At 64.9% G+C, this 23298-nt stretch carries 22 protein-coding genes; 12 read left to right on the forward strand and 10 right to left on the reverse strand.

Annotated elements, in window-relative coordinates:
- Window positions 1-150: 150 nt before the first annotated feature.
- Window positions 151-1377: a cytochrome P450 gene (locus tag SKC41_RS07190; protein WP_330977000.1), complete on the reverse strand. Its 1227-nt coding sequence runs from the start codon at window positions 1375-1377 to the stop codon at window positions 151-153.
- Window positions 1378-1565: 188 nt separating this feature from the next.
- Between SKC41_RS07190 and SKC41_RS07195 the strand changes: the two genes are divergently transcribed.
- The 7 genes from SKC41_RS07195 to SKC41_RS07225 all read left to right on the forward strand — a co-directional run bounded on the left by SKC41_RS07195 (window position 1566) and on the right by SKC41_RS07225 (window position 7607).
- Window positions 1566-2255: a TetR/AcrR family transcriptional regulator gene (locus tag SKC41_RS07195; RefSeq protein WP_330977001.1), complete on the forward strand. Its 690-nt coding sequence runs from the start codon at window positions 1566-1568 to the stop codon at window positions 2253-2255.
- A gap of 217 nt (window positions 2256-2472) precedes the next feature.
- Window positions 2473-4821 carry a CaiB/BaiF CoA transferase family protein gene (locus SKC41_RS07200; RefSeq protein WP_330977002.1) on the forward strand — a complete coding sequence of 783 codons (2349 nt, stop codon included), beginning with the start codon at window positions 2473-2475 and terminating at the stop codon, window positions 4819-4821.
- Between the two features lie 4 nt (window positions 4822-4825).
- Window positions 4826-5026 carry a ferredoxin gene (locus tag SKC41_RS07205; protein WP_330977003.1) on the forward strand — a complete coding sequence of 67 codons (201 nt, stop codon included), beginning with the start codon at window positions 4826-4828 and terminating at the stop codon, window positions 5024-5026.
- Window positions 5023-6138 (forward strand): NDMA-dependent alcohol dehydrogenase, encoded by a 1116-nt coding sequence (locus tag SKC41_RS07210; RefSeq protein ID WP_330977004.1) that lies wholly within the window; start codon window positions 5023-5025, stop codon window positions 6136-6138. Before SKC41_RS07205 ends, SKC41_RS07210 begins: the two co-directional genes overlap by 4 nt.
- Before the next feature lie 55 nt (window positions 6139-6193).
- Window positions 6194-6607: a limonene-1,2-epoxide hydrolase family protein gene (locus SKC41_RS07215; protein WP_330977005.1), complete on the forward strand. Its 414-nt coding sequence runs from the start codon at window positions 6194-6196 to the stop codon at window positions 6605-6607.
- 69 nt (window positions 6608-6676) lie between these two features.
- A complete protein-coding gene (locus tag SKC41_RS07220; protein WP_330977006.1) occupies window positions 6677-7078 on the forward strand; it encodes a nitroreductase family deazaflavin-dependent oxidoreductase in 402 nt (133 codons plus the stop codon).
- Between the two features lie 109 nt (window positions 7079-7187).
- A complete protein-coding gene (locus tag SKC41_RS07225) occupies window positions 7188-7607 on the forward strand; it encodes an SDR family oxidoreductase (RefSeq protein WP_330977007.1) in 420 nt (139 codons plus the stop codon).
- Here SKC41_RS07225 and dnaB read toward each other — a convergent pair.
- From dnaB to SKC41_RS07270, 9 genes are all read right to left on the reverse strand, one after another.
- Window positions 7555-9936 carry a replicative DNA helicase gene (dnaB, locus tag SKC41_RS07230; RefSeq protein WP_330977008.1) on the reverse strand — a complete coding sequence of 794 codons (2382 nt, stop codon included), beginning with the start codon at window positions 9934-9936 and terminating at the stop codon, window positions 7555-7557. The genes SKC41_RS07225 and dnaB overlap by 53 nt on opposite strands.
- Window positions 9937-10462: 526 nt before the next feature.
- A complete protein-coding gene (gene rplI / locus SKC41_RS07235) occupies window positions 10463-10921 on the reverse strand; it encodes a 50S ribosomal protein L9 (RefSeq protein ID WP_330977009.1) in 459 nt (152 codons plus the stop codon).
- A gap of 31 nt (window positions 10922-10952) precedes the next feature.
- Complete coding sequence (gene rpsR / locus SKC41_RS07240; RefSeq protein WP_066819628.1) at window positions 10953-11207, reverse strand: 30S ribosomal protein S18; 255 nt, start codon at window positions 11205-11207, stop codon at window positions 10953-10955.
- A 54-nt stretch (window positions 11208-11261) separates the two neighbouring features.
- Window positions 11262-11780, reverse strand: a complete 519-nt coding sequence (locus tag SKC41_RS07245; RefSeq protein WP_330977010.1) for a single-stranded DNA-binding protein — start codon at window positions 11778-11780, stop codon at window positions 11262-11264.
- A gap of 110 nt (window positions 11781-11890) precedes the next feature.
- Window positions 11891-12181 carry a 30S ribosomal protein S6 gene (gene rpsF / locus SKC41_RS07250; protein ID WP_061557737.1) on the reverse strand — a complete coding sequence of 97 codons (291 nt, stop codon included), beginning with the start codon at window positions 12179-12181 and terminating at the stop codon, window positions 11891-11893.
- 252 nt (window positions 12182-12433) lie between these two features.
- The gene (locus SKC41_RS07255; protein WP_330977011.1) at window positions 12434-13072 is read right to left on the reverse strand and encodes a DJ-1/PfpI family protein; all 639 of its coding nucleotides are present in this window, start codon (window positions 13070-13072) and stop codon (window positions 12434-12436) included.
- Complete coding sequence (locus SKC41_RS07260) at window positions 13072-14736, reverse strand: glycosyltransferase family 87 protein (protein WP_330977012.1); 1665 nt, start codon at window positions 14734-14736, stop codon at window positions 13072-13074. The genes SKC41_RS07255 and SKC41_RS07260 overlap by 1 nt, the downstream gene beginning before the upstream one ends.
- A complete protein-coding gene (locus SKC41_RS07265; RefSeq protein WP_442931568.1) occupies window positions 14733-17291 on the reverse strand; it encodes a transglycosylase domain-containing protein in 2559 nt (852 codons plus the stop codon). The genes SKC41_RS07260 and SKC41_RS07265 overlap by 4 nt, the downstream gene beginning before the upstream one ends.
- Complete coding sequence (locus SKC41_RS07270) at window positions 17284-17709, reverse strand: DUF5318 domain-containing protein (protein ID WP_330977014.1); 426 nt, start codon at window positions 17707-17709, stop codon at window positions 17284-17286. Before SKC41_RS07270 ends, SKC41_RS07265 begins: the two co-directional genes overlap by 8 nt.
- 100 nt (window positions 17710-17809) lie before the next feature.
- Between SKC41_RS07270 and SKC41_RS07275 the strand changes: the two genes are divergently transcribed.
- The 5 genes from SKC41_RS07275 to SKC41_RS07295 all read left to right on the forward strand — a co-directional run bounded on the left by SKC41_RS07275 (window position 17810) and on the right by SKC41_RS07295 (window position 23295).
- Window positions 17810-18685 carry a DUF1707 SHOCT-like domain-containing protein gene (locus tag SKC41_RS07275; RefSeq protein ID WP_330977015.1) on the forward strand — a complete coding sequence of 292 codons (876 nt, stop codon included), beginning with the start codon at window positions 17810-17812 and terminating at the stop codon, window positions 18683-18685.
- Between the two features lie 361 nt (window positions 18686-19046).
- The gene (locus SKC41_RS07280) at window positions 19047-19589 is read left to right on the forward strand and encodes a PadR family transcriptional regulator (RefSeq protein ID WP_330977016.1); all 543 of its coding nucleotides are present in this window, start codon (window positions 19047-19049) and stop codon (window positions 19587-19589) included.
- A 50-nt stretch (window positions 19590-19639) separates the two neighbouring features.
- Complete coding sequence (locus SKC41_RS07285) at window positions 19640-20737, forward strand: inositol-3-phosphate synthase (protein ID WP_330977017.1); 1098 nt, start codon at window positions 19640-19642, stop codon at window positions 20735-20737.
- A gap of 264 nt (window positions 20738-21001) precedes the next feature.
- Window positions 21002-22129 carry an LLM class flavin-dependent oxidoreductase gene (locus SKC41_RS07290; RefSeq protein WP_330977018.1) on the forward strand — a complete coding sequence of 376 codons (1128 nt, stop codon included), beginning with the start codon at window positions 21002-21004 and terminating at the stop codon, window positions 22127-22129.
- On the forward strand, window positions 22126-23295 hold the full coding sequence (locus SKC41_RS07295) for a sulfotransferase family protein (RefSeq protein WP_330977019.1): 1170 nt from the start codon (window positions 22126-22128) through the stop codon (window positions 23293-23295). Before SKC41_RS07290 ends, SKC41_RS07295 begins: the two co-directional genes overlap by 4 nt.
- The last annotated feature ends 3 nt before the right edge of the window (window positions 23296-23298 follow it).

The following is a 23298-nucleotide window of genomic DNA, read 5'->3' on the forward strand; positions in this document are numbered from 1 at the left end:
TTCACCCACGACGGACACCGATTACCGGATGACCTGATGCTAAGAGCGCCTCCGGTGCGCTGTCAAGTGTCACTTGATAACTTGCCGCGGTCTGGTCGGATCGCGGTATTGTGCTGTCCCGCAGCCGATATGGGCGGTCCTTCGCCACCGTTATTGGCCAACGCGGGTGCCGGGGGTGAACACGACGGGCAGCGCGCGGTAGCCCCGAGTGACCGAGTTCCCGTGAAAATCGACTTTTGCCCCGGGCGGAATGGCGTAGTCGGGTATCCGATGGAGCGTCTGCTCGACGCCCACCCGGAACTCGAGTCGGGCGAGATTGGAGCCCAGACAGCGGTGGACGCCGGCGCCGAATCCGAGGTGCCTGTTGGTCTGCCGGTCGAGGATGCACTTGTTCGGTTCGTCGAACTCGCGCGCGTCGCGGTTGGCGGCCGCATAATTCACCACGACCGTCTCACCGGGACAGAACTTCTGTCCGCTCAGCTCGACGTCTTCGGCGACGGAACGATGCAGTCCGTGGACCGACCCGGCGAACCGGATGAATTCCTCGATCGCCGTCGGCATCAGCTCGGCATCACGGACCAGTCGGTCCCGCTCGGATGCATGGGTACCCAGGTGGAAGAATGCGAACGACATTGCACTAGAGGTTGTTTCGAGACCCGCCTGCACCAGTAGCATCACGTTCGCGACAACGTCGTCGAAACTCAATTTTTCGCCGTCGATCTCGGCGGCGAGCAGGACGTCGATCAGGTCGTCGCGCGGCGGTTCGGCACGACGCTTGTCGATCTCATCGCGCACGCGCAGGTAGAGATTTGTCATCGAGCCGTTTCTGACCTCTTCGCTCTCACCGTTGATCGCGAGGTCAGCCGTCTCGATGTAAAGCGGCACGTCCTCCACGGGCATACCGAGTAGGTACCGGAAGAACACAATCCCGGGTTGTTGCCAAGCGACATCGGCGAGGTCGCCGCGTCCCAACTCGATGAAGTTGTCGATCAACCCGTCGGTGACCGCGCGTACCTGGGGCTCCAGATCTTTCATCCGTCCCGGAGAAAAATACGGGTTGAGAACTTTGCGCAGTTGCTGCTGCCGCGGCGGGTCCAGGGTGATGACGATGTCGCCAAACGACATCGGATTGCCTTCCAGGCCAACGGGTTTACTGGAAAAGCTGCGCCAGTCGCGCAAGATCTCGTAACAGTCGTCGTAGCGGGTGGCCACCCACGCGCCCCCGGGCGTAGGGCCCAGGAAAGGCACGTCCTGGTGGCTGAACGGTCCGTTCTCCCGCATCACCGCGTAGACCTCGTAGAGGAATTCTTGGTCGTTGAAATCGTCGTGGCGAAGGTCGAGGTTCCGGGCGTGCTCCTCCGGCGATTTACTCACCATGGGTAGTCCTTCCCGCGCCCGCGCGCGAACCGGCCGAGATCGGGACAACGCCGGCGGTCATCTCGCACACGCCGAAATTTGCTTTGGCAGCACAGTAAGTCGTCGCCTGCACGGAGTCAAGTCGCACTCGATAACCGGCACGCTTGCACGCTTCCGCTCGGAAGGCGCGTGCTCCTAAGCTATGAGTGATGACTACAGGCGCGCGGCGACGAGTTCGCGACAAGGACGGCAAGCAACGAGCTCTCCTTGAGGCTGCTGCGGAGGTCTTTGCCGAGGCGGGATACGCGGCCGCGGCGACGAAGGAGATCGCTCGTCGCGCCGACTGCTCCGAGGCGATGCTGTTCCACTACTTCGCAGACAAGCGCGGCATCTTCGAGCAGGTTGTCGCCCGACAGATCGCGGACCTCGTCGGTGAGGCCGAGGAGCAAGTCGTGGCGGCCCTGCCGGCGCGTTTCGAGCAGTACGTGGAGCAGCTGTTCTTTGCGCGGCTGAGGATCGACGACCGCAACAGCGGTGTTCCCGGCTGGGACATTTCCAGTCGGGCGTTGTCGGATCCGGACTTCTCGGTACGGGTACTGCAACCCAATCACGCGCGCCGTACGGCTGTTATTGCAGAGGGTGTTCGCCACTATCAAGCCGCCGGGCAGATCAAGACCGACGTCGACGCCGACCTGTTGGCCGAGCTGCTGGCCAACTTCATCATCTTCACAACGAGCCTGGGACCGCGCTGGTTTGGTACGGAGGAGTCGGATATCCGGGCGCAGATCGAACTGGGTTCGAAGATCTTCGCCAAAGGCGTCAGCACATCGACCGCGCCGTCGCCCGCCAAGCGGACCGGGCGGGCCCAGCGGGCCACCAGGGTGCGCGCGGCCGACTAGCGGTGTCCGCCGGACGCAACCCAACGCCACAGTTATCGAGTCGCACTTGACACGCCTGCTTTTTCGTCACTAGCGTCGTTGCCAGCCAGGCCGCAGCCATGCGGACGCAGAGCGCCCTGCTCGATCGGCACGAGCGTGAGGACTTCACATTGGCGTGTGTGCTCATCGGTGCGAGTAACGCACTTGCACCGACCTTGACGCGAGAAATTGCGAGTCAATGAACCCGCTTCGGGGGGTGCGAGTTGTCGAGTGGGCGACCGAAATCGCCGGCCCGTACTGCACCAAGATGTTCGCCGACCTCGGAGCAGAGGTCATCAAAATAGAGGCCCCAGCAGGTGATCCGTTCCGCCACAGAAGTTTTGGCGAGCGAAGCGGCACCGAGGCATTGTTCAGATTTTTGAACGCCGGTAAGCGTTCGGTCGTCGGCACTTTGCGGCCCGACGTGGAGGACCTAATCGTTTCCGCCGATGTGTTCGTCGATTCTCTTGGCCCCGGGGCGCTCGACCGAGAGGCCCTCCTGCGGCGTGCACCACACCTGGTGATCGTGGCGCTGTCTGCGTACGGAATGACGGGACCGTACCGCGACCGGCCCGCAACGGAGTTCACCATCCAGGCGGAGAGTGGGACGCTGGCGTTGCGAGGTCGCCCGGACCAACCGCCCATTCAAGCGGGCGGTCGAGTCTTCGAATGGGTGTTGGCCAGTTATGCCGCCGTCGGGGCGCTTAGCGCGTTGCGTCGGGCTCAACTCCGCGGGCCAGGGGAGATCATTGACTGCTCGTTGTTGGAGGCCTGCCACCTCAGCGCCGGCGGATTCGCCGACCTCTACCACGAGCTGGCCGGGCGCCCCCCGTTGAGCGTGCCTGCCCGCCAGGTCGAAATCCCTTCCATCGAACCGACCGCGGACGGCTGGGTCGGCTTCAACACGAATACCCGCCAGCAATTCGAGTCGTTCCTCGCGATGATCGGCCGGCTGGACCTGCTCGACGACGACCCAGCGTGGGCACTCGCCACGACGCGCTGGGAACGCCGAGAGGAGTGGAATCAGATCGTGCGGGAATGGACGACGGGACGTTCCACGGACGAGATCGTAGCGTTGGCCTCCGATCTGCGGATCCCCGTCTCGCCGGTCAACAACGGCCGGACGGTGCTGAACCACCCTCAGTTCGCGGCGCGCGGCGTATGGGGCACGTATGCCGACGGCAGCTTCACCCACCCGTTGGCGCCCTACCGGATCGATGGCCGACGACCCGCCCCGACCGACGTTGCGCCCTCGCTCGGCGAAATGACAAAAGTGCTCGCGCACAACAGGATTGCCACCGGCACCGACCTGGCACCGCGCCTGCCGCTGGAGGGCCTACGAATTCTCGACGCGACGGCGTGGTGGGCGGGTCCCTCCTCGACCCACGTTCTCGCCGCACTGGGCGCCGAGGTCATTCACCTCGAGTCGACGCAGCGCCCTGACGGAGCGCGAATGGTGGCCGCCGCGTTCGCCCATCAACCGCAGTGGTGGGAGCGGTCGGGCATGTACCTGGCAACGAACACCAACAAGCAAGGCCTCACCCTTGACCTGTCCTCATCGGCGGGGCGGGAGCTGCTGTTCGAACTCGTCGAGCGGTCGGACATCCTGGTCGAGAATTTCTCGCCGCGCGTCTTCGATAACTTCGCGATCACGTGGGAGGCCGTCAGCGAGCGGAATCCTCGAATAGTCATGGTCCGCATGCCAGCGTTCGGGCTCGACGGGCCGTGGCGCAACAACGTGGGTTTCGCGCAAACGATGGAGCAGATGACGGGAATGGCGTGGGTGACCGGCCACGAGTACGACCAACCGCGGATCCCCCGCGGTCCGTGTGACCCGCTGGCGGGCATGCACGCCGCGTTCGCCATGCTCACAGGGCTTCGGCAACGCGACGAGACGGGCCGAGGGTGCTTCATCGAGGTATCGATGGTCGAGTCGGCGCTCAACGCGGCCGCCGAGCAGGTCGTCGAATTCACCGCCTACGGCAACCTGATATCGCGACTGGGAAATCGCAGCCGTGACGCCGCCCCGCAAGGGCTCTACCGATGCGCCGGAACCGAGCGGTGGCTGGCGATTTCGGTCGCAACGGATGAACAGTGGCGCCTACTGAAATCTGCCCTGGGCGAGCCGGATTGGGCTGACGACCCATCGTTGGACACCCACGAAGGGCGGGTCCGGGCACATGATGTGCTCGACAAACACCTCGAGCAATGGGCCGGCAGCCGCGACTCCTCGACCGCGGCCGAGCTACTCGTTGGATGCGGGGTACCGGCCGCGGATTTGGCCGACGCCAGGGTCGGATCGATGCACCCTCAGCTGGCCGCGCGCGGCTTCTTCGAAAGCCTCGACCATCCGATCGCCGGGACGCATCACGTGCCGGCGATTCCCTTCAAGTACCGCAGCGTCGACAAGTGGTACCGGTCGACGGCACCGACGCTGGGGCAGCACAACGCCGTCATCCTCGGCGACGTGCTCGGCCTGGACGCCGCGTCCATAGCGGCGCTGACAGAAGGCGGAGTCATCGGGACCAAACCAGCCGGATTGGACTAGGACAGTGAGAGTTCATGTCGACAGGGACATGTGTCAGGGCCACAGCCGTTGTCTTGCAACGTATCCCGAACTGTTCGACATCGACGACGAAGGAACCGCGTTCGTCGTCGTGGAAAACATTCCCCCCGAATGGGAAGACCGGGTGCACAACGCAATCGCCAATTGCCCCGAACGGGCCATTCACGTCGTGAAGGAGTCGCCATGAAGACCAAGGGAGCCGTGCTGTGGGGGCTGAACGAGAAGTGGTCGGTCGAAGAGATCGAGCTCGATCCGCCGCAAGAGGGCGAGCTACTCGTCGAGTTCGAAGCCACCGGTTTATGCCATTCTGACCACCACATCCGCACGGGCGACATGTTCGGCGTGAGTTTTCCGTTGATCGGCGGACACGAAGGCGCGGGCGTCGTTCGGGAGGTCGGCCGGGGGGTCCGCGATATGGCGGTGGGAGACCACGTGGTTACCTCTTTCCTGCCGGCATGTGGTCGCTGCCGCTGGTGCGCCACGGGCCGGCAGAACCTCTGCGATTTCGGCGCCACGATCCTCGCGGGAGTCCAGGCCGACGGCACCTTCCGGCGCCGAGCCAGAGGACGGGGCATCGGAGCCCTTTCCGGCGTCGGCAGTTTCGCGCAGTGGGGTGTGTTGTCGGAAGCCTCGGTGGTCAAGATCGACGACGACGTGCCGCTTTCGCGCGCGTGCCTTCTCGGCTGCGGCGTGACCACCGGTTGGGGCTCGGCCGTCAATACCGCCAACGTCAGCCCTGGCGATGTCGTCGTTGTGGTTGGCTGCGGAGGCATCGGCAGCGGCGCCATCCAGGGTGCGCGGCTGGCCGGCGCGGAGCAAATCGTCGTCGTCGATATCGAGCCGAGCAAGCGCGACAAAGCCTTTGAGTTCGGTGCCACGCATTTTTCCACTTCGCTAGAGGAAGCCACCCAGCTCGTCGGCGAGATCACGCGTGGCGTCATGGCCGACTCGGCCATCCTCACGCCGGGAGTGCTCGAAGGCGCGATGATCAACGACGCGCTCAATGCGGTACGGAAGGGCGGTGCCGTGGTGGCCACGGCCTTGGCATCGATGTCCGACGTGACGCCGACGCTGCCGCTGACGTTGTTCACGCTGTTCCAGAAGCGCCTCCTGGGCAGCTTGTACGGCGAGGCCAACCCGCGGGCCGACATCCCGCGGCTGATCAGCCTGTATCGCAGCGGCAAGCTGTTGCTGGACGAGACCGTCACCACCGAATACAAGCTCGACGACATCAATGAGGCCTACGACGACATGCTCGCCGGGCGGAACATCCGCGGGGTGATCATCCACGACCACTGAGTCTGTGGCGAAACAGCCCAAGTTCATTCACCCACTCGCCGAAAGGAATTCACTCATGTCTTCACCAGCTGATGTCGTCCGCCGGTTCTGCGCGTTGATGGAGCAACGGGACGCCGAAGCGTTGCGTCCTCTGCTCGCCGAAGGTGCCGTTTATCAGAACGTGGGCATGCCCGCCTTCACCGGGCCCGATGCCATCGTGGAGAACATGGCCGCCCAGTTCTCGATGTTTCCCGATGCCTACGCCTTCGAAATCGTCAACCTCGCCAGCGAGGGTTCCGTGGTGCTCACCGAACGCCTGGACTACATCCAGGCGCCGGACGGAAGCAAGCGGGCCATTCCGGTCATGGGCACCTTCGTCGTCAATGACGACGGGAGGATCGCTCGCTGGACCGACTACTTCGACCTGAACCTGACGATGAAACTCCTTCAAGGCGAGGACATCAGCGCCCTGGTGCCCGCGACCGCATGAGTTGGTCCGTAGCGGCGGGCCGCTGTCATCTCGAGGCATCACGAGTCAGGCCGTGAGGAAGGGACTTTCATGCGAATGCCTCGTGCGGTCGCCGATTTCAATCGCCGTGTCACGAATCCGGCTGCTCGCTCAATCACACCGTGGCTTCCAGGTTTAGGGACGCTCGAGCACGTCGGACGCAAGTCCGGCAAGCAATATCGAACGCCCCTATTAGTATTCAAAACCGGGGACGGCTTTGTCATTCTCATCGGCTACGGGCCTGAAACGGACTGGCTCAAGAACGTATTGGCCGGCGGCCGAACAGTACTGCAGAAGCGGGGCAAGGCCATCCCGTTGTTCCATCCGCGGCTCTTGAGTAAGGCTGAGGCCGCACATCTCGTCGCACCAGCGCCCCGGCGGCTCTACCGTCTGTTCCCCTACAGCGAAGCAGCCTTGGTGCTGACGAAGACCGCTCATAGCTCAGATCCGTAGGGTGGCTCTCTCAATAACCGTATTGACAGGGTCGCCGAGGCCCGACACGCCTGTCAACCTGGTCACGATGGCGGTTAATTACCTCGCACACCGGCCTTTTCGATTTTGAATGGAACGTACGAGCTGGTCACTCGCGGCACCCAGGGGCATCGGGCTGATAGTCGCTAGTGGCCTTTTGCAGGCGGGCACCCGCGTGCTCATCAGCTCACGCAACGCAGACGCGGACGCGAACGCACAGCGGCGGTTGTCGGAATTCGTTGATGTCCAGGCGATCCCCGCCAACCTGTGCAGGCATGACGAGTGTCAGCGCCTCGCCAACCTCGTGACGTCGAACTCAGAAAGCGTGAATATTCGTGTCAAAAATGCCGGGGCGATGTCGCGCAGCCTTGTTAATCTTCGCGGCATAAGCCCTGCATCGTTGTTAAACAAGCGAGGGCCGTTTGTAATGTTCGCCGCATATCGACAACTCTCTCGACTCATCTCGCCATGTTGGCGAAGCGCGACAGGTGCAGCTGGTGAGCGACGGTGACCGTCTTCGTCGGGCCGTTGCGGTGCTTGGCCAGAATGAAATCGGCCTCTCCCCCGCGCGGATCGTCACGCTCGAAGGCATCCGGCCGGTTCAGCAGGATGACCATGTCGGCATCCTGCTCCAGCGATCCCGACTCACGAAGGTCCGACAGCATCGGCTTCTTGTCGGTGCGCTGCTCGGGACCGCGGTTCAGCTGACTGATCGCGACGACGGGAACCTCGAGCTCCTTAGCCAGCAGCTTGAGATGCCTTGAGAATTCGGAGACCTCGAGCTGCCGCGACTCGACCTTCTTGCCCGACGACATCAGCTGCAGATAGTCGACGACGACCAGACGCAGGTCGGCCTTCTGCTTGAGCCGCCGCGCCTTCGCGCGGATCTCCATCATCGTCAGGTTCGGGGAGTCGTCGATATACAGTGGCGCCTCGCTGATTTCGCTCATCCGCCGCGCCAGCCGCGTCCAGTCGTCGTCGTTCATCCGACCCGAGCGCATGTCGGCGAGCTTGATTTTCGCTTCCGCCGACAGCAGCCGCATCACGATTTCGGACTTACTCATTTCCAACGAGAAGATGACGCTGGCCATCCGGTGCTTGATGGAGCACGAACGCAAAAAATCCAGACCCAGGGTCGAGTTGTGGGTCGGAATCATCGCGTTGCTCGCCAAGTACAGGTGGCTGTCGTTGTCCACCTCGACACACCGCACCGGAACCGACTCGATCGGCCGGACATCCACAATGAAGCGTGATCCAGAGCGCTGGGTGTTGACGGCGGCCCGACGCTCCTTGTGCACCAAGGCTTTCCGTTGCAACCCGAATACCGTGTCGTCCGTGGAAAATGTCAGCGTGGAAGCAATGCTGGACGACTCGTCGCGGCCTCGCACCCGCTTCGTCGAGGTCTGGCAGCGGTAGCCAAGGCTCACGACCAGCTCGGCGACATCGGCCGCCAGCCGCTGATTGGTGACCGAGAATTGGACAGCCCCGCCCACCGTCACCGTGCCGTCCGTGTCGAGCAGGCCCGCAAGCAGAGCGCGTCGCTGTGTCTGCGACCCGCGCAGGTATTGCATCGGAATGTGCTTGTTACCAAGCACTCCCAATGTCCGCAGACGCGCCTGTAGCGTTCCCTCATCGAGGCCGTCGGCTTCGATGCGCATGATGATTTCGGGATCGGCCGAGGTGATCTGAGCGGCGGCACTGGTGCGGTCGCCAAGCCAGGCGCCGAGAGTATATGCGGGGACTAATAATTCGCGATCCGGCAGGTCAAGTGCGCGCGCGTTGACCACGCTGTGGTTCAGTCGACGATCTAGCGTGTCGCAACGCAGAGTTGCCGCGATCTCGGCCGTCGTGCGCACCGCCGCGAAGGTGCGTTGGTTCTTGTAACGGTTGTAGCCCACCGCCGCCGCTTGTGCTGACCTCCTGGAGGCGCGGGTATCGGTCAACCACTGATGCTCGGCGTCGGCGACGATCACCGTTCCGTCGGAGAACTCCACCTCGTAGCAGGGGCGCCCGAGCATGATTTCGGTGGCGGCCACCACCCGCGTCGGCAGCCCGTCGTCGCCGATCAACTCGTCGCCGACCGCGACGTCACGCATGGTCGTCCAACCGGTCGGCGTGGGCAGCGGCGTGTCCAGAGCGAGTGCCTTGCCGACTCCAGGACGAGCCGCGACGATGATCATCTGCCCGGCGTGTAGACCGTTGGTCACCTCGTCGAGTTCGGTGAAACCGGTCGGCACGCCGCGCGCTACTCCACCGTTCGAGGCGATGGCGTCGATCTCGTCCATCGTCGGCTGCAGCAGATCCTCGAGCGGAACGAAATCCTCCGAGGTTCGCCGCTCGGCAACCTCATAGATCTCCGCCTGGGCCCGGTCCACCACCTCGGCGACATCGGCGCCCTCGGCGCCGGCGTACCCGTACTGCACGACCCGCGTTCCGGCCTCCACAAGCCGGCGCAGCAGCGCCTTCTCGGCCACGATGTCCGCGTAGTACCCGGCGTTGGCGGCGGTCGGCACCGTCGAAATCAGGGTGTGCAGATAGGGCGCTCCGCCGATCCTGCGCAGCATTCCGCGGCGGTCCAGTTCGGCGGCCACCGTCACGGCATCGGCGGGCTCACCGCGCCCGTACAAGTCCAGGATCGCGTCGTAGACGTTCTGGTGTGCGGGACGATAGAAGTCGCCGGGCCGCACCCGTTCGAGCACATCGGCGATGGCGTCCTTGCTCAGCAGCATCCCGCCCAACACCGACTGCTCGGCGGCCAGATCCTGCGGCGGTTGACGGCTGAACTCCTCGCTGGGCGGCGGCGAGCCCATGCCGGGTGCCAGGTCATCTACGACAGCCACGGACTCACACCTCCCTCAGGTAATCATGATACGAACATACATTCGATAGGCGACACTCAACAACGTCGATCAGGGCACTCCCAGTCCGGTTCCTTGCGCCCACAAAGCCTTGCGCCGGGAAGACCGTAAACGTTGCTGGCCTGCCGTTAAAAGGGCCCTTGTTCATAAGGCTGTGCATCGTGTGTGCATATCCATCGACACCTGTGTTGAGTGGGTTGTGGAGAACCTGTGGAACAAAACGCGGCGCTGCGACATCCCTGCAGATAAGAGTCGTACAGAGGCGGTGAATTCGTGTGGAGAAGAATCTCTTCGGCGTGTCGCCGCAGGTTACTGTGCCGGGCGTGTTGGCTTTCGGCCATATTTTCGCCGCGTTACGAGGGGGTTAAGGGGTCCCCTTGGCGACGTCACCCAAATAGTTCGCCAGCCCGACCATCCACAGGCGAACCTCGTGGCGCTCCGCTGGCACGACAAAATCCGGCGGCCGCCGATTAACGACAGCCGCCGGATATGAACGAACGGTGCTGAGTTAGCTATCCGCGACGACGTTGAGCGCAACGTCGACGTTGATTTCGGGGTGCAGATGCACCTCGACCGAATGGGTGCCGACGGCCTTGATATGCGCCTTGGGCAACCGAATAATGCGCTTGTCGAGATTCGGGCCGCCGGCCTTCTTGATTGCTGCGGCGACATCCCCGGCCGTCACCGAGCCGAACAGCTTGCCCGAATCGGCGGCCGTCTTCACGGGCAGCGGGACGGGGCCGAGGGCCTGGATCGCCGTTTTGATCTCGTTGGCGTGCCCGAGATCGCGCACGGCTTTGGTTTCGCGGGCCCGGCGGATGTCGTCGGCCTGCTTCTGTGCTCCGCGCGAGGCGACGATCGCCAGGCCACGCGGGAGCAGGAAGTTACGGCCGTATCCGTCCTTGACCTCGACAGTCTCGCCGACGGTGCCGAGATGGTCGACGTCGGCCGTCAGAATCAGCTTCATCGTTTTCGTACTTTCGGTTGGACGTCGGCGGTTATCGCGCCGACGAAGTGAAGGGCAGCAGAGCCACCTCGCGGGCGTTCTTCACCGCGATCGCAATGTCGCGCTGGTGCTGCACGCAGTTACCGGTGACCCGGCGGGCCCGGATTTTGCCGCGCTCACTGATGTAGGTGCGCAGCAGTGTCGTGTCCTTGTAGTCGATCGATTGCCCCTTCTTCGAGCAAAAGACGCACTTTCGCGTCTTGATCGGCTTTTCCGGAGCCGGGCGCCGTTTCGTGGACTTGGGCATGTGTCTTTACTTTCCGTTTGCTACTGGTCTTGTGTGGTTTGAAGGTGTTTGACGTCAGAACGGAGGTTCTTCGTCGCCGCCGGCGAAGGAACCCGATGCCGGGGCACTGCCCCACGGGTCGTCCGCCGGTGCGCCGCCGCCCGACTGGGCGGGGGCCGCCTGGCGGGATCCACCGCCGCTACCGAAACCGCCGCCTCCGCCGCCACTGCGGCTGGCCTTATTGACCTTGGCGGTGGCATACCGCAACGAGGGGCCGATCTCGTCGACCTCGACCTCCACAACGGTGCGCTTCTCACCTTCGCGGGTCTCGAACGAACGCTGCTTGAGCCGGCCGGTGACGATCACCCGTGAGCCACGGGTGAGGCTTTCCGCGACGTTCTCGGCAGCCTCGCGCCAGATGTTGCATCGCAAGAACAGCGCCTCGCCGTCCTTCCACTCCCCGCTCTGGCGGTCGAACGTGCGCGGTGTCGACGCCACGGTGAAGTTCGCGACGGCAGCCCCTGACGGCGTGAACCGCAGTTCAGGGTCGGCGGTCAGGTTTCCGACAACGGTGATGATCGTGTCACCAGCCACTGGGTCCTCCTGGGTCCATCCCGGCTCTCGCCTGGGGACGGTTGACGGTCATGTTCTCGCTGAGCCTACGCACACGCACCGACTACGGGGAGCGTGCGCGCTGACAGGTCTCAGTGCTTGTCGGTGCGCATCACCTTGGTGCGCAACACCGACTCGTTGAGGCTCAACTGACGGTCCAGTTCGGACACCGTCGCCGGCTCGGCCTTCAGGTCGACGACTACGTAGATGCCCTCGGCGTGCTTGGCGATCTCGTAGGCCAGCCGGCGTTTGCCCCAAATGTCCACCTTGTCGACGGATCCACCGTCTTTGCGGACGACGTTCAGGAACGTCTCCAGGGACGGAGCAACGGTGCGTTCGTCAAGTGTGGGGTCAAGAATGACCATGATTTCGTATGGACGCATGGAAACCTCACCACCTCCTCTGGTCTATGCGGCCACGGTCGATCCGTGGCAGGAGAGTCGCCTGCGTCGGCAACCGCCCCAGGGTACCGGACGACCGGCTGGTCCCAAAAATCCGGCCAATCCGCGCAGCGACCGAGCGAATGGATTTCGGGTTGCTGCCCCGCGGCAACCGTCGGAATCCAACCCCGGCTCAACCTTGACGCACTCATACGCGCCGGCAGTCGCTGCCGAATAGCAGTCCCCAATACCCCGCTATTGCCGGGCTCGCCCGTATTCCTCGGCCCGGGCCTTGGTCGCCTCGTCGGCCTTGGCCAGCGAGCCGGAGTCGAACGGCGGCTGTGGGTCGTATTCGATCATCAGCTGAGCGGCTTGCGCCGCCTCTCGGTCTACGAGTAGCTCGACCAGCCGCAAAGCCATATCGATGCCGCTGGACACTCCCGCGGCGGTGATGATGCGTTGCGGTAGATGCTCGACGACCCGGTCGGGCACGTAGCGTGCGCCCAACTCGTTGAGCAGATCCGCTGCACGCCAATGGGTGGTGGCGTTGAGCCCGTCCAGCAATCCGGCGGCAGCCAGCAATAGTGCGCCCGTACATACCGAGGTGGTGAACGTGGTGGCCGGGTGTACCGTCTGCAGCCAGTCGCGGATGGGTTCGTCGTGAATCAGCTTGCGGGTGCCGATACCTCCAGGCACCACCACCACGTCGGGCGCACTGATTTCGTCGAAGCTGGCGTCGCAGGTGACGCCGAGCATTCCGTTCTCGGTGCGCACCTCACCCCGTCGGTGCCCGACGAACGTGACGTCGATCGACGGAATGCGTTGCAACACTTCATACGGCCCGACGGCGTCGAGCGCGGTGAAGCGCGGGAACAATGGGATCGCGACCAGCATCACGCCTGCCTTTGGCTGGTTGTCGTCTCGAGTTCGGTATCGGTATCGAACATGGGCGCCGGTGCGGACGGCCGTCGCGACCGGGCCGGACGCAGCCAGTCCGGCAACCATCCCGGCGGTGCATCGGGAGCACGGTCGAAGGGCCCGCCGGACGGATCGTCGACGCGGCCGTCCCAGCGCACCAAATCCTCGTCGGGCCGATAGATCTGACGGATCACTAACGCGCACAACGCAATAACGGCGATGTCGCGCAGCAGTACCGTCGTGGTGAAAAACTGCTCCGGCAGCGAACGATTCGGGTTGCCGTACAGGTAATACATCCGCGGCACCCACACCACCGCATCGATCGTCATCCACGCGAGCAGCACCCGCCGATGCGGCAACGCCAGCACCGCAAGCGGCACCAGCCACAGCGAGAACTGCGGGCTCCACACCTTGTTGGTCAACAGGAAGGCGGCCACGACGAGGAACAACAGCTGCGCCACGCGTGGTCGCTGCGGGGCGGTGAGCGTGACGTAAGTGATTGCGGCACAACATACGACGAACGACACCGCGACCACAGCGTTGAGCACCGTGGGCGGCTCCCAGAAGCCCAGCTTCGGATCGAAGCCGGGCCAGCCGGTGAACGACTTGACGACGTTGTACACCGAGTCCATGTCGTCGCCGCGGCGGGCGTTGAGCCGGAAGAACTCCGACCAGCCGCGCGGAAAGAGCACCAACACGGGCAGATTCACCAGCACCCAGGTCGCCACGGTGGCCGTCGCCATTCGAACCAGCGCACGAACACGGCCCGTGCGGACGGCCAGCACCAGCATCGGACCCAGGAACAGCAGCGGATACAGCTTGGCCGCGGCGCCCAACCCGATCAACACACCGGCCAGCACCGGTTTACGTCGCGCCCAGGCCAGCAGCCCGCTCATCGCGAATCCCGTTGCCAGCGCGTCGAAATTGGTGAAGATCTGAAAGATCAACAGCGGCGATGCGGCCACCAGCGCCGCATCCCAGATGCGCCGACCGGACAGGCCCGCGGTGGCCCAGACGGTCGCCAGCCAGGCCAGCGCCAGTCCGAATGCGGCGATGTCGAAGAACACCACCACCTCGGCGATCACCGGAAGCGGGGCGAGCTTGCTCAACGCGGTGTAGGTCTTGGCCAGCGCCATCGACACGTACTGGTAGACCCCGGTCAGCACCGGATACTCCATGTAGCGCACCGCGGGCTTGCCGTCATAGCGGGTCTGCGGCGCACCGCTGGAATCGGTTTCGATCCAGCTCGACTTGTACGGAAACTTGCCCTGGTTCAACAACTCCGCCCCGTAGAGCGGCACCGTGTCCGAGTAGCACAACTCGTAGTACGCGCGCTGGTTGTCCCAGTTTGCCACGCGCTGATCCCCGGTTCCGGTGCCGCTACTCTGCAGGCACGCCGCCTTCGTCGACCAGCCCAATGCCAGGAATACCAGAGCGAACACGTACATCACCCGCACCGGCGTCATCAGCCGGGCCCGGCCGATCAGCGCGTGCCGGCCCACCGGGCCGCCAACGGCATCGGCCAAGGCGGCGCCCAACGAGTCTGTGCGGCTGGGGCAATCGCGGTTGTCCACGCTACGCAGATCATCGGCCAGCGTCCGCGGGGAAATAGTGGCGCTCTCCAACTGAGCGCCGGTCACGGTGGCGGTTGCCCGAACGGTGGGGCGGGCGGTTCAGCCGGTGGTGCCTGTCCCGGTGGTGGCGGGGGCGCCCCAGTGATCGTCGTCGGGGGTCCCACCGGGATGGTGATGCCCGGGGCCACCTCGATCGTGGGCTGGATGACGGTCACCGCGGGCGGCGGAGGTGGCGGGGCCGGTACTCCCGCATAGCCGCCGATCTCGGTCGGCTTGGGGAAGGTCTCGTTGGGGGTGCCCTTCAGCGCGCCGTCCATCGTCGACTTCCAGATATCCGACGGCAGCCCCGAGCCGTAAACCTCTGCGCCCGAAGCGGTTACCAGTGGCACATTGTCCTGGACGGTCCCGACCCACACCGCCGTCGACAGGGACGGGGTGTATCCGACCATCCAGGCGTCCTTGTTGGCTTGGGTGTCGCCCAGCTGCACCGTGCCGGTCTTCGCCGCCGATACTCGGCCGCCCGATAGGGCATGGCCGCGTGAATAGGAGGCGATCGGTTGCATCGCCGCGGTGGTGTTGTCCGCGACCGCCTTGTCGATCCGTTGGTCGGCGCCCTTGTCGGAGGTTCCGGCGTCGAAAAGCACTTGGCCCTCGGCATTGACGACCTTTTGCACCAGGTGCGGAGGGTGGTAGACGCCGGACGCGGCCAGTGTGGCGTACGCCGAGGCCATGTCGACCGGCCGAGTTTGGTACTGGCCCAGCACAATTCCGTTGTTCGGCGGACCACCCTTGCCGTCCTCGGACAGGGTGTGCGGAACGCCGGGGAAGCTCGTGGCCACGCCGGCGGAGTGTGCGGCGTCGGCGACGGCCGCCGGTCCGTTCTTGAGTTTGAGCATCAGCCGGTAGTAGGCCGTGTTCAGCGACATCTTCAGCGCCTCGGCGATATTGCAGGTGCCGCAGTTTTCGCCGTCGACGTTGGTGATCTTGATGCCGTCGACCGTCAGCGGTGAGCTGTCGACCTGATAGCCCAACCCGATGCCCTGCTGCAGGGCGGCCACCAACGCGAACACCTTGAACGACGACCCGGTCTGCAGCCCGGCCTGCGCGAAGTCGAAGCCGTTGGCGTCCGAGCCGCCATAGTAGGCGCGGATCGCGCCGGTGTGCGGGTCGATGGACACCACCGCCGAGCGCATGTCGGGGTCTTGTCCGTCAAGGTATTTCGAGACGGCCTTCTCCGCGGCCTGCTGGGCCTTGGGATCGATCGTGGTGGTGACCTGCAATCCCTGAGTGTTCAGGGTCTGCTCGTCGATGTTGAACAGCTCCATCAGCTCTTTGGTGACCTGACGTTCGATCAGGCCGTTGGAGCCGGTGGTCTGATTCTGCGCGCGGGCCTGATCGGGCGGGACGGTCTGGGGGAATTGTTGTGCCGCACGATCGCTCGGCGATAGCGCCTTGGTTTCCACCATGCCGTCGAGCACCCAGTTCCAGCGCGCCTCGGCGCCCTTGGGATCCACGGCCGGGTCCAGCGAGGACGGCCGGCGAATCAGCGCCGCCAACAGCGCGCCCTCGGAAACCGACAGCTGGTCGACGGGTTTATCGAAGTAGGCCTTCGACGCCGCCGAGATCCCGTAGGCGCCGCGCCCGAAGTAGATGATGTTCAGGTAGGCCTGCAGCACTTCGTCTTTGGACCACTCCCCCGACATCTTGGTCGCGATGACGAGTTCCTTGGCCTTACGCAGCAGCCCCGCGAACCCGTGCTGCGCGGAGCCGACGAGCGCGTTCTTCACGTATTGCTGCGTGATCGTCGACCCGCCCTGCAGGCCGCCGTTGCCGAACAGGTTGTTCTCCACCGCGCGCGCGAAGCCGGTGAAGTCGAACCCGGGGTTCGAATAGAAGTTGCGGTCCTCGGCGGCGATGACGGCCTGGCGCACGTGCACCGGCACCTGGTTGATGCTGACGTCGACCCGATTGCCTTCGGGCGGAACGATTTTCGCGATCTCCGAACCATCGCTGGCCAGGATGGTCGAGACCTGGTTGGTGCGGATGTTGCCTGGCTTGGGAATGTCGACGATGAAGTACGCCATCGTGAAGGTGACGATCGGCAACAGGATCAGCACCGCCGCGCTGAGGTAGGCCGCACGGCGTACCCACCGCCAGTTGATCTGCTCGACCCAATTCGGTGCCGCGGCCCGGTGGCTCGGCACATCGGGGCCCCCGGCGTCGCCGGGCCGTCGCGGTGGGGGCGGCGGCGGAGGGCCTTCCGGTGGGCGACCGGACATCGGGCGGTCGTGCCGCTGCGGACCCGACGACCGGCTGTCGAGCGCGGCCTTCACTTCCTCGATCGCATCGCGGGGCGCAGGCCTGGATCCAGGACCACCCAGCGCAGCCTTGACCTCGTCGATCGGGTCGGACCGTCGAGGAGCCCGGTCGTCGGCGACCGCGGGCAGGATCGTCGTCTGCCGATCGTCGGGGGGAACGCGGCGACGGGTCCCGACATCGCCGCGATGCGCCGCACGATCGGACTCGTCCGGACGAGCGGCGTCGGGTTCCTTGCTCATACGCTCAGTCGCGGACCTGCTCGGGTCGTCGGGCGACTGATCGTGGCGCCCTTCGTTATTCAATGGCCGCGCTGGCGCCGTTGCGTGCCGTCCGCGGACCGCGGGTTCCCTTGGGAGGGCGTTCCGCGCCGAGCACATACGACTTGACTAGGTGATTCCAGCTGCAGGTTCGGCACACCTCGACCACGTGAACCGAGAACTCCGTGAACTTCACCGCCAGCAAGACCAACTCTTCTGCGGTGCGGGCCGAACCCGACACCGCGCCCAAGTGATCGCCGAACACCCAGGACACCAGCGTGAGCTGTTCCTTTCGGCAGATCGGGCACATCACCTGGCTGGTTTTGCCGTGAAACTTCGCGGCGCGCAGCAAATAGGGGTTCGCATCGCAGACCTCGGTCACACCGGTGCGGCCCGAGTACACCTCGGCCAGCAGGGAGCGGCGCCGAAGCGCGTAATCCACCACTTGTCGCTGCAGTCGCACGTTCACCAGAGTACGTCGCCCTCGGCACTGCCGATACGCAACCGAGGCTGTTGTTACCGCTGCGCCGCGGTAACAACAGGTGACTTCTACGATCATCCCCATGGCGAAATGGCTGGGCGCACCACTCGGCGGCGGAGTGACCACCGCGACCCGCGCCAAAGATGCCGACCGGCAAGACACCTGTACGGTGCTCGACGCCGCCCTGGCCGACGGCGAGCTCTCCGGCGAGGAACATCGCGAGCGCGTCGGCAAGGCCACCAACGCCGTGACACTCGGCGACCTGAAGCTTCTGGTGCAGGATCTGCAGGGCAGCACCCCGCCGCGGCTGCACGCGGCAAAGTCGAATGCAGCACCGGTCGTTCGTTCGCGCGGCATCGCGATCGCCGCGTTGGTCGTGTCGGTGTTGTTCGGCATGGGCCTCGGCTGGGGGCTGTACGGGAACACCAGCTCACCGCTGGACTTCACCTCCGACCCCGGCGCCAAACCCGACGGCGTCGCGGCGGTGGTGCTGACCCCACCCAAGCAACTGCAATCGCTCGGCGGGCTCACCGGTCTGCTCGAGCAGGCCCGCAAGAAATTCGGCGACACCGTCGGTTACCGGCTCCTCGTCTACCCGACTTATGCCAGCTTCTATCGGCCGGACCCGGCCGACGACCGCCGAGTGCTGGACTACGACTACCGCGGCGGCTGGGACGACCCGACCGTCTCCCCCAGGACCGACCCCAAGGCCGTCGCGGCCGACCTGGCCAAGTTCGACGTCAAGGCGGCCGTCGGCATCATGCGCGGGGCCCCCGAGACGCTGGGCATCAAGGCCGCCGAGGTCAAGTCGACGTACTTGATCGTCGAACCGGCCAAGGATCCGACCGCGCCCGGAGCGCTCACCTTGTCGGTGTACGTCTCCAGCGACTACGGCAGCGGTTCGATCGATTTCGCCGGTGACGGCACCGTCAAGCGGGTGAGCTACCCCTCCAGCTGAATCGGCTGAGGCGTCCGGGGCGCCGGGGCGGCTAGCGCTGTTGAGCCGGCCGAGACTCCTGCAAGCCGTCGAGGCCGCGGCCTCGAGTGGGCCCTCACGGCTTTGAGTGTGCTTTCACGGTGTTCGGTGGGCGTTCACGGCGGTCTCATTCGGCGTGTCACCACCCTGGACGCACACCGAAACACGTCGGGACACGTCGAGCGCCGAGGACCCGACAACACTCGATGCGAGGCCAATTCCGCGAATCCGGGTGGCAAACTGCCTGCCAACACCAAGTAGTGTTGTGGCAAATATATCGAGGCGATACTATTACGCGACGCGTCGGCAGGACGTAACCAGTTATGCAAAGGGAGGTGACTCGATGCTGGAGCTTGCGATCCTCGGGCTCTTGATCGAGTCGCCAATGCATGGCTATGAGCTGCGTAAGCGGCTGACCGGCCTGCTCGGCGCGTTCCGTGCATTTTCGTACGGTTCGCTCTATCCGGCGCTGCGGCGCATGCAGGCGGATGGGCTGATCGCCGAGAACGCGGCGCCGGCCGGTACTCCGGTCCGGCGGGCCCGTCGGGTCTACGAGCTGACCGAGAAGGGTCGTCAGCGCTTCGGTGAGTTGGTGGCCGACACCGGTCCGCACAACTACACCGACGACGGCTTCGGGGTGCACCTGGCCTTCTTCAACCGCACGCCGGCGGAGGCCCGGATGCGGATCCTGGAAGGTCGCCGTCGTCAGGTCGAGGAACGCCGTGAGGGTCTGCGTGACGCCATTGCGCGCGCCAGCAGCTCACTCGACCGCTACACACGTCAGCTCCACCAACTCGGGCTCGAGTCCAGCGAGCGCGAGGTCAAGTGGCTCAACGAGCTCATCGCCGCCGAGCGCGCGGCACCCGGGCTCACTGAGCAGGCATAACCACCCACGGCATTCGAGACATAGGTAATTGAAGGTAAGGAGAACGCCCTATGAGTGAGCAGAACGCGCCCCAGGCGTCGACGGAGGTTCGAGTCGCCATTGTCGGCGTCGGTAACTGCGCGTCGTCGCTGGTTCAGGGCGTCCAGTACTACTACGACGCCGACCCGAACAGCACCGTGCCAGGCCTGATGCACGTGACGTTCGGCCGCTACCACGTCCGCGACGTGAAGTTTGTGGCCGCGTTCGACGTGGACGCCAAGAAGGTCGGCTTCGATCTGTCGGAGGCGATCTTCGCGTCGGAGAACAACACGATCAAGATCGCCGACGTGCCGCCGACCAATGTGACGGTGCAGCGCGGCCCGACACTCGACGGCATCGGCAAGTACTACGCCGACACCATCGAGGTGTCCGACGCCGAGGCCGTCGACGTGGTCCAGGTGCTCAAGGAGGCCCGGGTCGACGTCATGGTGTCCTACCTGCCGGTGGGCTCCGAGGAAGCCGACAAGTTCTACGCGCAGTGCGCGATCGACGCCGGCGTGGCGTTCGTCAACGCGCTACCGGTGTTCATCGCCTCCGACCCGGTGTGGGCCAAGAAGTTCACCGACGCCGGCGTGCCGATCATCGGTGACGACATCAAGAGCCAGGTCGGCGCGACGATCACGCACCGCGTGATGGCCAAGCTGTTCGAGGACCGCGGTGTGCAGCTCGATCGCACCATGCAGCTCAACGTCGGCGGCAACATGGACTTCCTAAACATGCTCGAGCGTGAGCGACTGGAGTCCAAGAAGATCTCCAAGACGCAGGCCGTCACGTCAAACCTGCAGCGCGAGTTCAAGACCAAGGATGTGCACATCGGCCCGTCCGATCACGTCGGCTGGCTCGACGACCGCAAGTGGGCCTACGTGCGGCTGGAAGGCCGTGCGTTCGGTGACGTGCCGCTGAACCTGGAGTACAAGCTCGAGGTGTGGGACTCGCCGAACTCGGCCGGCGTCATCATCGACGCGGTGCGCGCGGCGAAGATCGCCAAGGACCGTGGCATCGGCGGACCCGTCGTGCCGGCATCGGCCTATCTGATGAAGAGCCCCCCGAAGCAGCTGCCCGACGATATCGCGCGTACGCAGCTCGAGGAGTTCATCATCGAGGGTTAGTTCGAACGACGATGCGCGCCGCGTGACGGCGCGCTGTCGAACCGGATGCACCGGGCAATTCGGTTCACTCATCGAGTGTGCGGTGAGGTCGCGTTTCAGAACGAAATTGCGACCTCGCCGCACACTCTTTTTTGTATGGGTGTGCGCTGACGACCCGGGGTGCACACTCAACGCCGGGACTGCCATACCGTGAACGGCTTGCTGTGCAGTCGCTTAGCATTACGCGGAGCACCCCCTCCCTCGACGAGTCAGGCCTAGTCACGGATGAAAGTTCAGCCCGCCGCGTTCCTGCGTACGACCCTGCCCCTCGACATGTCCCGGCTCGCCGACTTCGACGGCGGGCGCTACCACTCGATCTGGCTGCCCGATCACATGGTCAGCTTCTGGCCGGACTCGATCTGGACGCCCGAGTTCACCGACCTCGCCATCGCGTCGCCGTCGCCGCATCGCCATCTCGATGGCCTGTCGGTAGCGGCCGCGGCCGCCGTGCTGACCGAGCGCGTCCCGCTGGTGAGCGCGGTGGTCGACACCGTGCGACGCCACCCGTCGCTGCTCGCCCAGACCGCGCTGACCATTGACCATCTCGCGAAGGGACGCTTCATCCTCGGGCTGGGCAGCGGCGAGAGTGAGAACACGCTGCCGTACGGCTTCGACTTCTCCCGACCGGTCGCCCGTTTCGAGGAAGCGCTGACGGTCATCCGGCTGCTCTGGGAGAGCGACGGCCCGGTCGACTTCGAGGGGCAGTTCTACACGCTGCAGCACGCGCGGTTGGACACCGAGCCGTATCAAGGACGGTTCCCGCAGATCTGGATCGGCGCGAGCGGCCCGCGCATGCTCGACATCGCCGGCCGCCACGCCGATGGTTGGTGGCCCGCCGGGGCGTGGACCCCGGAGCACTACGCCGAAATGCTTTCGACGGTAAGGAAATCCGCCGAGCGCGCCGGCCGCGATCCGATGGCGATCACGCCGGGCTTCATGCAGGTGTGCCTCATCGGCGCGAGCGAAGACGCTCTTGCCCAGATCCTGCGGGCGCCGCTGGTCAAGGCGTTCCTGCTGCAGGTGTCGGCAGAGACGTTGCGCGGCTTCGGGTTCGAACACCCGATGGGTCCCAGCTGGCGCGGCTTCCAGGACATCGATCCCGTGGTGCTCACCCGCGAGCGGATCCTGACGTTCCTGGACAACGCGCAGCCCGAGATGCTGCTGGCCGTCGTGCCGCACGGCACTGCGCGAGAGGTCGCGAAGATCATCAAGAGCTATGTGGACGCGGGGCTGCGGGTGCCCAAGATTCTCGATTACGGTGCCATGGCCGGCCTGACGTATGCCGCCACGTCGGCTGCGAATGTTCTTGCCGCAGAGGATGAACTGATGCGGCTGTGCGGAGATCTGTCGTGAGCCCGCAGCTGGACGCCGCCGAGTTGCTGCGTGCCGCCCAGGCCGCGACCGGACTGCACGACTACGGCGACCCGACGTTGCCGGAGCGCTTCGCCGTCGCCGCCGACCATCTCAACAACCTCGGCATGGACGCCGAGGGCACCGCGGCGGCCGCGCAGGTGTGTCACTGGCTGCTGACGTCGCGGCTGGAATTCATCGAGGACCGCAACCGCTACCCGATCGGTGACGAAGTGATCGAGGCGCCGATGTTCGTGACCGGCGAACCACGTTCGGGGACAACGCTGATGCACGCGCTGATGTCCGTCGATCCGCACGGGCGGGCGCTGCGCTTCTGGGAGGTGATGTACCCGTCGCCGCCACCGGGGCTGGCCGCCGACGACGACCCGCGTCGCGCGCGGGCCGACGACGACTGGCGCGAGATCAACGCGAAGATGCCCAAGTGGCTGCACAGCCACCCGTACAACGACATGCTGGGCGACGGCCTGCCCGAGGACGAACGCACCTGGGCCTTCGACTTCCGGGTCATGACGCCAACGGCGTGGTGGCGGGTGCCGATGCAGTCGCTGGTCGGCGGCCTGGCCACCGATGCGGGCGCGCAGTACCGGCTGCACAAGGCGATGCTGCAACAGCTGCAGTACAAGCGGCCGCGAAAGTACTGGGTTCTCAAGGGTTTTCATGGCTTCCGGCTCAAGGAGATGTTCGAGGTCTACCCCGACGCCACCCTGGTCTGGCTGCACCGCGACCCGGTGCAGGTCGCGGCGTCGCGCACGATGATGATGGCTGACATCGCCGAGGGCATGGTCGGGACCGTCGACCTGCACGCGCTGGCGAAGATGCATCTGGAGTTGACCCGCGCCGGCGTCGCCAACACGATGAGCAATCCGATGGTCGACGATCCGCGCATCCTGCATATCCGCTACACCGACTTCATCGCCGATCAGGTGGCGACGGTGCAACGCTACTACGCATTCGCCGGCCGTCAGGTCACACCTGAAGCCGAGACCGCGATGCGCGACTACCTGGCCGGCAATCGCGGCGACCGCCACGGCAAGTTCCACTACTCCACTGCGCTGTTGATCGACATCGGCGAAGACCTCGACGCGCTGCATGCGGAATTCCGGCCATTCCGTGATCGATTCGGCGTCGAGATCGAGAATCGTGGCTGACGC

Origin of the sequence: Mycobacterium sp. 050128 (assembly GCF_036409155.1) — a bacterium.
Lineage (GTDB): Bacteria > Actinomycetota > Actinomycetes > Mycobacteriales > Mycobacteriaceae > Mycobacterium.